This window comes from Xenorhabdus griffiniae (assembly GCF_015163655.1).
GTDB lineage: Bacteria > Pseudomonadota > Gammaproteobacteria > Enterobacterales > Enterobacteriaceae > Xenorhabdus > Xenorhabdus griffiniae.
Map to the genome: position 1 here is coordinate 35,107 of NZ_JADEUF010000023.1, position 7,964 is coordinate 43,070.

Consider the following 7,964-nt stretch of genomic DNA (forward strand, 5'->3'; position numbering starts at 1 on the left):
ATATTTGGTTACTTTGGTGCAGACTGCAATGGATTGGCCAGAAAATAGTGACGTAATCCCGCATGAATAGCCTGTGCCAGTTTTTCCTGATACTGACTGGAGCCTAATAACGTTTCTTCAGATACGTTACTGATAAAACCGGTTTCCACTAAAATGGACGGAATATCCGGCGAGCGCAAAACACCAAGGCTTGCATGTTCTGGTGTACGTTTATGCAGAGAACCAATTCTGGATAGCTGACTCAACACCTGCATGGCGACGTCATAACCAACCCGCTGTGAATGCCCAAATTGCAAATCCAGCACGGCCTTACTCAGATACGGATCTGTGCCATTGGCGAGAGCATCGCCGGCACCGCCCAGTAATTCCGATTGTTTTTCATGCTGCTCCAACCAGTTCCCCAATTCACTGTTTGCACGGCGGTTGGAGAGCACCCAGACAGAAGCACCTCTGGCACTGCGATTGGGAGCGGCATCGGCATGAATTGATACCAGTATATTGGCTTTATGTTTACGGGCGACTTCAGAGCGTCCTGCCACAGAGATAAAATAATCGCCATTTCGCGTCAACACAGGCGTGAACATGGGATCGTTACGTAAAAGGACTTCCAATTTACGAGCAACATTAATCGTGACATTTTTTTCTTTCAACCCCCGTTGCCCAATCGCCCCAGGATCTTGCCCTCCATGCCCCGCATCAATAGCAACAACAATCGGATGAGATACTCTTCCTTGTGCAGACTGCTTTTTCACACTTTGCTCACGGTGGTTCGAGGCTGGCTGAGTCTCTTTTCCCGTCAGTTGAGCATTATTTGTAAGTAATCGCTTACTTTCATTTTGTAGGGCATGATGATTCGATACAGGTGAATTTTTCGCTACTCCATGGGCTTTTAGTGTCATCACCACTTGCGATTTATTGCCGACATTTTTCACCGTAGAGGTCACTGTAGCCTTATGTACCAATTCCAACACCACCCGCTGATGATGTGAATCAGGTGGCTGGCTGGAGCGAACCCGTTTTACCAGATTCTGGCCGGATAAAAGCATTGGTAATCCAATAACTTTACCAGGTTGGCGAATGTCTACCACCAACCGTTCAGGAGAATGCAAAGAAAAGAACCGATAATCAGGATGCCCGCCAGCGAATTCCAGCGTTACTACGGCCTCAGCTGGAGCATTCTTCACATGAATATTCGACAGCGTAGCCGCCGACGCTGTCGTCATAACCAGCTGGCTTAACATGAAAAACAAAACACAGGCCATTACCCAATAGGCTCGCCATTTTTTTATCACATCCACGAAAAAGGCATTCATCATGGTCGGGTATTCCTTCATAAGGACTTCAAATTATCCAACAGACTTTCACCATATTCAGATAACGCAACAAAACGTGCCTGGCGCCCTTCACTGTCATAACTCAGGTGCAACTCAATATCTGCATCAGGCAAAACGCCAGCACCCTGTTGAGGCCACTCCACCAGACAAATAGAGTCCTGATGGAAATAATCCCGAATTCCCATAAATTCCAGCTCTTCAGGATCAGCCAGACGGTAAAGATCAAAATGGTAGACAGGCCGTGGTTGTAAGGCATAAGGCTCGACTAGCGTATAAGTCGGACTCTTCACATGCCCCTGATGGCCGAGAGCTTGCAGAAAACCACGGCTGAATGTGGTTTTTCCCGCACCAAGATCACCATATAGATAAATAACATAGCCGCGATCGCCAACTGCCGCCACTGCATTACCTAATGCAACTGTGGCATTTTCATTTGGAAGTGATAAAACGAGTTCTTTCATTGAAAAATATCTGTTTTGATTGATTGAATGAGAAACTAATCAGGTAGACATATCAGTTAAATAGCTTAACCCGTAACCATAACATAATTCAGACATTATCATTTAGTCTCTTCTGTGCTACCGTAACAACTATATACCGCATTTTTTGTATTCAATTCCCGCTGTGTTAAGCTAAACCTCCTCTTTCAGCAGTAATTTGATATTTCATGGCAACCCTCCTCGATCTGAATCTTTTGGCAACCAACATCAAACAATGGGGCCTTTCCCTTGGCTTCCAGCAAGTCGGCATTTGTGACACCGATTTATCGGCAGAAGAACCAAAGCTACAGGAATGGCTTGATAAGCAATATCATGGCGAAATGGACTGGATGGCTCGTCACGGTATGATGCGCGCCCGTCCCCACGAGCTTCTGCCAGGGACTTTGCGGGTTATCAGTGTACGCATGAATTATCTGCCTGCTAAGGCAGCATTTGCCAGTACGCTTAACAATCCACAAATGGGTTATATTAGCCGCTATTCGTTGGGCCGAGACTATCATAAACTGCTGCGTCAGCGTCTCAAAAAGCTGGGCGACAAGATCCAAGAATATTGCAGCACTCATGAATATCAGGGAACTTTGAATTTTCGACCTTTTGTCGATTCCGCTCCGATTATGGAACGTCCCCTGGCAGAAAAAGCGGGGCTTGGCTGGGTTGGTAAACACTCACTTATATTAAATCGTGAATCTGGCTCGTGGTTTTTCCTTGGTGAATTACTGATTAATCTTCCCCTGCCCATTGATATTCCACAAGAGGAACAATGCGGACGCTGCGTAGCCTGCATGACAACTTGCCCAACCGGTGCCATTGTTGAGCCTTACACCATTGATGCCCGACGCTGCATCTCTTATCTGACCATTGAATTAGAAGGTGCCATCCCAGAAGAATTTCGCCCACTGATGGGTAACCGGATTTATGGCTGCGATGATTGCCAGCTTATTTGCCCCTGGAACCGTTTTTCTCAATTAACAGATGAAGCTGACTTTAGCCCACGTGCCGCACTGCACACCCCTGACCTGCTAGAACTATTCAATTGGAGCGAGGAAAAATTTCTGCGTATCACGGAAGGCTCGGCAATTCGCCGTATTGGATATTTGCGCTGGTTACGTAACATTTCCGTCGCCCTGGGTAATGCCCCGTATCAAGACGACATCGTGTTAGCATTGGAAAAAAGGTTCGGCTTAAGTGAAGTTTTGGATGAACATATCCACTGGGCGATAAGCCAACAAATGGCCCGCCGGAATGTTAATGCCATTGAGGTTCAAACCTCACAACAAAAACGATTGATAAGAGCGATCACCAAAGGCTTACCCAGAGATGCCTAATAATTAACCACCTAAATTTTTGGTAAAAAAAGCCGTTCATTTCCTTGTGAATAAAATAAAAATACTATGCTGATCAACTAACAAACAGAGAATAGATGTTGATCATGTTTTTTTTAAATTAGGTTAATTACTTTAATTAATCAATAAGTTAAGTTTGAACTGTTGTTATGAATGATAAGTCAAAAAAAGCAAACACAAAGATGCCTCCTGTGGATAACTCTGTGTAACAAGTAGAGTATCATCAGGTGACTAAATAGGGTGATAATGTTAAAAACTGTGGATAAAAAACAAGAATTGAGTTCTAGTCACGCACACCAGAAATCAGCAGCAAAATAATAGCCCACTCATCCATTCTAGACGCTAGTGGAGAAATTTTCCTCTACCCACCCAAAAATGAGGCGGCATTATGGACCTGTTGGGGCAGGATAGCAAGCGCTTTATCAACAATTTATTTTGGGTGGAGTTTGCAATAAGTGCCAACATTCCACGCTGGCACCTTTCCCTTTCCTTACTCATTTTCCTTACTGACTACGCCTTCATGCCCCAAATTAAAGTATTCTTATCTTCTCCACCAATGCTCTGGACGCTTCCCAATCGTACTGATTGTAAAGACGTCCTAACGTCTGATAAGGGGCTCCCGCATAAAACAACTCATATTGGAGATGCCTTGAAGCAAACTCTGATCCAACCGCATCCCACACTAACTTCATCAACCTGACCCTTTCGACAGGAGTAGCAATTGACGAATATTGGGTTTTCTCAATGATGCCTAAAATTTCGCTATTTTCTAAATCTGCCTCACTTGATGGCAACATCAAAATGCCACCACCAGCTAATTTCCTTATCGTTTCTAATACCTTGGGATATATTGACTGCGAGATAACCCGATAGGTGTAAAGCAGTGTTTTATCCGGTATATAAAACCCGTTATAAACTTTGGGACAATGGAACACGCTATTGAAAAGCCCTTCGACATTCATTGCATAGCAGGCTAACTGTGCAAGTGATTCCTTCACCGCAGGGATCTGCTCAACACCGTTTGTTTCAGCCATCGCCTGAGCCAGGCCAGCCAAAAAATGCAACTTAACAGCGTAACGAGCCAAGCTTTGGGTATCCATCATCACTTCTGTTGCCGTTGAGTCTAACTGCGTGAGGCACATTTCAATGTCTTCGAAGACAAATACCCTTTCCCAAGGTACCAGCACATCATCAAAATAGATCATTGAATCATTTTCATCGAACCGAGACGATAGTGGATAATCCTTGGGATTTGCCCCTAATTCGTAAGATTTTCTTGAAATGATTTTGATGCCTTTGGTATTAAGTGGCAGAGCGAAAGAAAGTGCATATCGCTCATCAATGCCCTGTTTAAAGGGATAATGTGTACCAACCAAAACTTCATCTGCCAGAGCCGCTCCTGTTGCCAACATTTTTGCCCCTCTGACAACAATTCCCTTAGCATTCTTTTCCACTACACCAAGAGTGTGATAAATATTCTTAGTATGCTCACCAGGTGTTTTTGAACGGTCGCCTTGTGGGTTAATCAACGCATAAGTCAAATAAAGATCTTTCTCACTCGCATAGGAAAAATAATTTCGCAAAGCATCGGCCCGTTCTTGTGAATAAGATTCAAATAACTCAATATGCGTTATCATTCCGGTAAGCGCCGATGCGACATAATCAGGGCTTCTTCCAAGCCAACCCACTGTCTGTTTAGCCCATTCATATGCAGCCTGACCACGAGCAATTAATTTTTCCGGTGTAGATGGTAATTGCCAATACAGGCCAATCTGCTCGCCTGTTTCGGTCTTAAAAGTCATCTTATCGGCATGTTCAACTTTATAATCATATAAGTTTGCAACCGATCTAATGGCATTCTTAAACGCTGGATGATCCACATGATTAGTGATCTTCTCCCCATTAATAAAAATGGTTCGGCCATCACGCAAATCATCAAGATATCTTTCTCCAGTTCTTATCATCTTTTTTATACTCCTATCGCTAAATAAGTTTTCATAATACTGAGAGTATTAGATGTTGGAGTGCCTTACCCCCGCGCGGAGCGCGGGATAAGGAATACTCCTGCCATTTTGAAACGCTCTTTAGCTACGATTTTTAAAAGGTTAAGAAAAGAGTTTTTTTAATCAGCACCAGCGATGAATACACGAAGATAATTGCCCCTATTTAGAACGAGCATAACGACAATCCAGATATTAATATCGCAAAGAGCAAGAATCTATGAATGCCATGAAAACCTACTTGCCATTATTCTACAGGCGCAAGATCTCAATGGGGAACATTACCTTTCCAGTGCTAACAAAAAACTTTACTTTTCAATGCACTGAAATATTCCTGTGAATTAACCAGAAAAGCGACATCAAATTCTAACGCTACCGTGATAATGAATAATATACCAATCATATTTCAAGATGCGTCTTATATCTCCCCGCTACGCAGGGAGATATAAACAATCACATTGATTTGTAAGCTGTAGCTTGAAATTCATTGGGTATAGATGGATTAGCTTAATTAACGAAAGTTATTTTTTTAAGACATGATTATTAAATCCACTTAATAATATAAGGAAATAATTTCAGTGTCTAACCTTCATGAGATACATCACAATATTATTTGAGCTATATACCAATCTAACGTCAAGATGTGTGTGATTTTTCCCTATGCAGAATACATTGTACTTTTCATTCTTAACGCCTCATCAACGTTCAATTTCCCTGAAACGAGCGGTAAATTGTCTTAATATTTTGGGTTCATATTCAAATTCAAGCGGTTTTAACATGTCAGCTTTTTTAACAACATCAATAAGTGAATCAGCGACGTAATTCATATGATTATCAGTATAAGTTCGGCGCGGGATAGTTAATCTCATAAATTCAAATAATGAAGGTTCCTGCTGTCCTGTCATAGGATCTCTTCCCATCATTAATGAGCCTATTTCGACTGCTCTGACGCCGCTTTCTAAATACAAGGCATTACAAAGAACTTGAGCAGGGAAATTTTCCGGTTTAATATCAGGCAATATTTTACGCGCATCAACAAATACAGCATGTCCCCCAACAGGAGTTTGGATAGGAATACCTGATTGTTGTAATTTATGTCCCAAATATTCAACTTGAGCTATTCGACTGCGTAAATGATCTTCATTCAGTGCTTCCTGCAATCCAATGGCCATTGCTGCCATATCACGTCCTGCCAACCCTCCATATGTTATGAATCCTTCCATTGGGACACATCTTGTCTGAGCTTGTCTAAATAAAGATTCATTATTACGGAAGCAACATAAGCCTCCAATATTCACCATACCATCTTTCTTTGCAGACATAGTGAATATATCCGCCTCACTAAACATTTCTTTAACTATCTTGGAGATGCTTTCGTGAGAAAACTGGCTATCCCTTTGTTTAATAAAATAGGCATTTTCTGCAAATCGAGCAGCATCAATAATAACTGGAATACCAGAATCACGCGCCATTCTGGCAGCAGAGTGAATATTCCCCATAGAAATTGGTTGTCCCCCCACACTATTACATGTAATTGTAATAATGATGGCAACAATATTCTTGCAATTATGTTTGATTTCATTGGACAATTTATTTAAATCAAAATTACCTTTCCAATCATCCACAATTTCTGTTTGCAAGGAAGAAGCACAAATTAAGTTCTTAGCTTTGGCTCCGGCTATCTCTACATGGGCTTTTGTTGTATCAAAATGGTGATTAGATAAAAAGACAGGCTCAGAAGCACCTTTTTCTTTCGCTAACTCCACAAGTAATGGAAATAGTATTTGTTCCGCTCCTCGACCTTGATGCACAGGGATTGTATATTGAAAATCAAATAATTGCTCAACAGTCTGTGATAATAGATAATAACTCTTACTACCAGCATAAGCTTCATCACCTAAAAACATATTGGCCCATTGCCGATCGCTCATAGCACCTGTTCCACTATCGGTGAGTAGATCAATAAATACATCTTCTGATTTTAAAATAAAGGGATTTAATCCGGCTTCTATCAATGCACTTTTACGTTGAGCTTTGGTTGTCATTCTAATTGGTTCAACCATTTTAATACGCCAGGGTTCTGGGATAGATCTCGACATAACTTTTCACCTCAGATAATGATTACTATTAAGATGCTATTGCCACATGAATAAATACGACTTCAGGACAGAAACTTGCTCATCACTAAGATCAATTTTTTTATTTTTATTCAAAATATACGCATTAAACGTCAATTTACAACATTTTATGAAACCTGATTTCTTCCCCGCTTCGCGGGAAGAAATCACATGCACTTTGAGGTTAGATTGGTATATGTTTGATTGTGTTCAAACCACGATCACCATATTTATGAATATATTCTTTGACATACTCTATTGAATCTGAAATAAATGCTATATCAAATTATAACATCCCCCTGACAATTAATAATGGTATATACCAATCGTCTTTCAAGATGCGCCTTATATCTCCCCGCTATGCGGGGAGATATAAACAATCACATTGATTTGCAAGCTGGAATTTGAAGTTGGATTGGTATAAACAGAATATTCTATTTCGATAAAAGTCCCGATGACTTTGTCACACAGTCATGCATTTCCGGTGAGGTATTTAGTCTGTGGGCAACAAGTTGTATACCCATCTCACTTCAAGATGCATATTGTTTCTCCCCGCTTCGCGCTGAGGAATCCCCAGAAAATAGACAAGCATAGCGTTGTGTGATCTACTGATTGTTCCACCAAGTCAATAGGGTCACTGCTATGCCTGCACGTCAAGTATGCCATAACT

At 41.5% G+C, this 7,964-nt stretch carries 5 protein-coding genes; 1 reads left to right on the forward strand and 4 read right to left on the reverse strand.

Annotated elements, in window-relative coordinates:
- Positions 1 to 8: 8 nt before the first annotated feature.
- Positions 9 to 1,316 carry an N-acetylmuramoyl-L-alanine amidase AmiB gene (amiB, locus tag IQ211_RS05895; RefSeq protein ID WP_399494424.1) on the reverse strand — a complete coding sequence of 436 codons (1,308 nt, stop codon included), beginning with the start codon at positions 1,314 to 1,316 and terminating at the stop codon, positions 9 to 11.
- A gap of 14 nt (positions 1,317 to 1,330) precedes the next feature.
- Positions 1,331 to 1,795 (reverse strand): tRNA (adenosine(37)-N6)-threonylcarbamoyltransferase complex ATPase subunit type 1 TsaE, encoded by a 465-nt coding sequence (gene tsaE / locus IQ211_RS05900; RefSeq protein ID WP_189758639.1) that lies wholly within the window; start codon positions 1,793 to 1,795, stop codon positions 1,331 to 1,333.
- 206 nt (positions 1,796 to 2,001) lie between these two features.
- Here tsaE and queG point away from each other — a divergent pair, with 206 nt between their 5' ends.
- Positions 2,002 to 3,159, forward strand: a complete 1,158-nt coding sequence (gene queG, locus IQ211_RS05905) for a tRNA epoxyqueuosine(34) reductase QueG (protein WP_189758638.1) — start codon at positions 2,002 to 2,004, stop codon at positions 3,157 to 3,159.
- A 548-nt stretch (positions 3,160 to 3,707) separates the two neighbouring features.
- On the opposite strand, the gene IQ211_RS05910 is transcribed toward queG, so the two are convergent.
- Complete coding sequence (locus IQ211_RS05910) at positions 3,708 to 5,141, reverse strand: 4-hydroxyphenylacetate 3-hydroxylase family protein (protein ID WP_189758637.1); 1,434 nt, start codon at positions 5,139 to 5,141, stop codon at positions 3,708 to 3,710.
- A gap of 734 nt (positions 5,142 to 5,875) precedes the next feature.
- Entirely contained in the window at positions 5,876 to 7,276 is a 1,401-nt protein-coding gene (locus IQ211_RS05915) for a tryptophanase (RefSeq protein WP_189758636.1), read from the reverse strand.
- Between the last annotated feature and the right edge of the window lie 688 nt (positions 7,277 to 7,964).

Coding starts and splice junctions, on each gene's coding strand:
- amiB (WP_399494424.1), bottom strand. CDS start 1,316: ATGATGAATGCCTTTTTCGTGGATGTGATAAAAAAATGGCGAGCCTAT.
- tsaE (WP_189758639.1), bottom strand. CDS start 1,795: ATGAAAGAACTCGTTTTATCACTTCCAAATGAAAATGCCACAGTTGCA.
- queG (WP_189758638.1), top strand. CDS start 2,002: ATGGCAACCCTCCTCGATCTGAATCTTTTGGCAACCAACATCAAACAA.
- IQ211_RS05910 (WP_189758637.1), bottom strand. CDS start 5,141: ATGATAAGAACTGGAGAAAGATATCTTGATGATTTGCGTGATGGCCGA.
- IQ211_RS05915 (WP_189758636.1), bottom strand. CDS start 7,276: ATGTCGAGATCTATCCCAGAACCCTGGCGTATTAAAATGGTTGAACCA.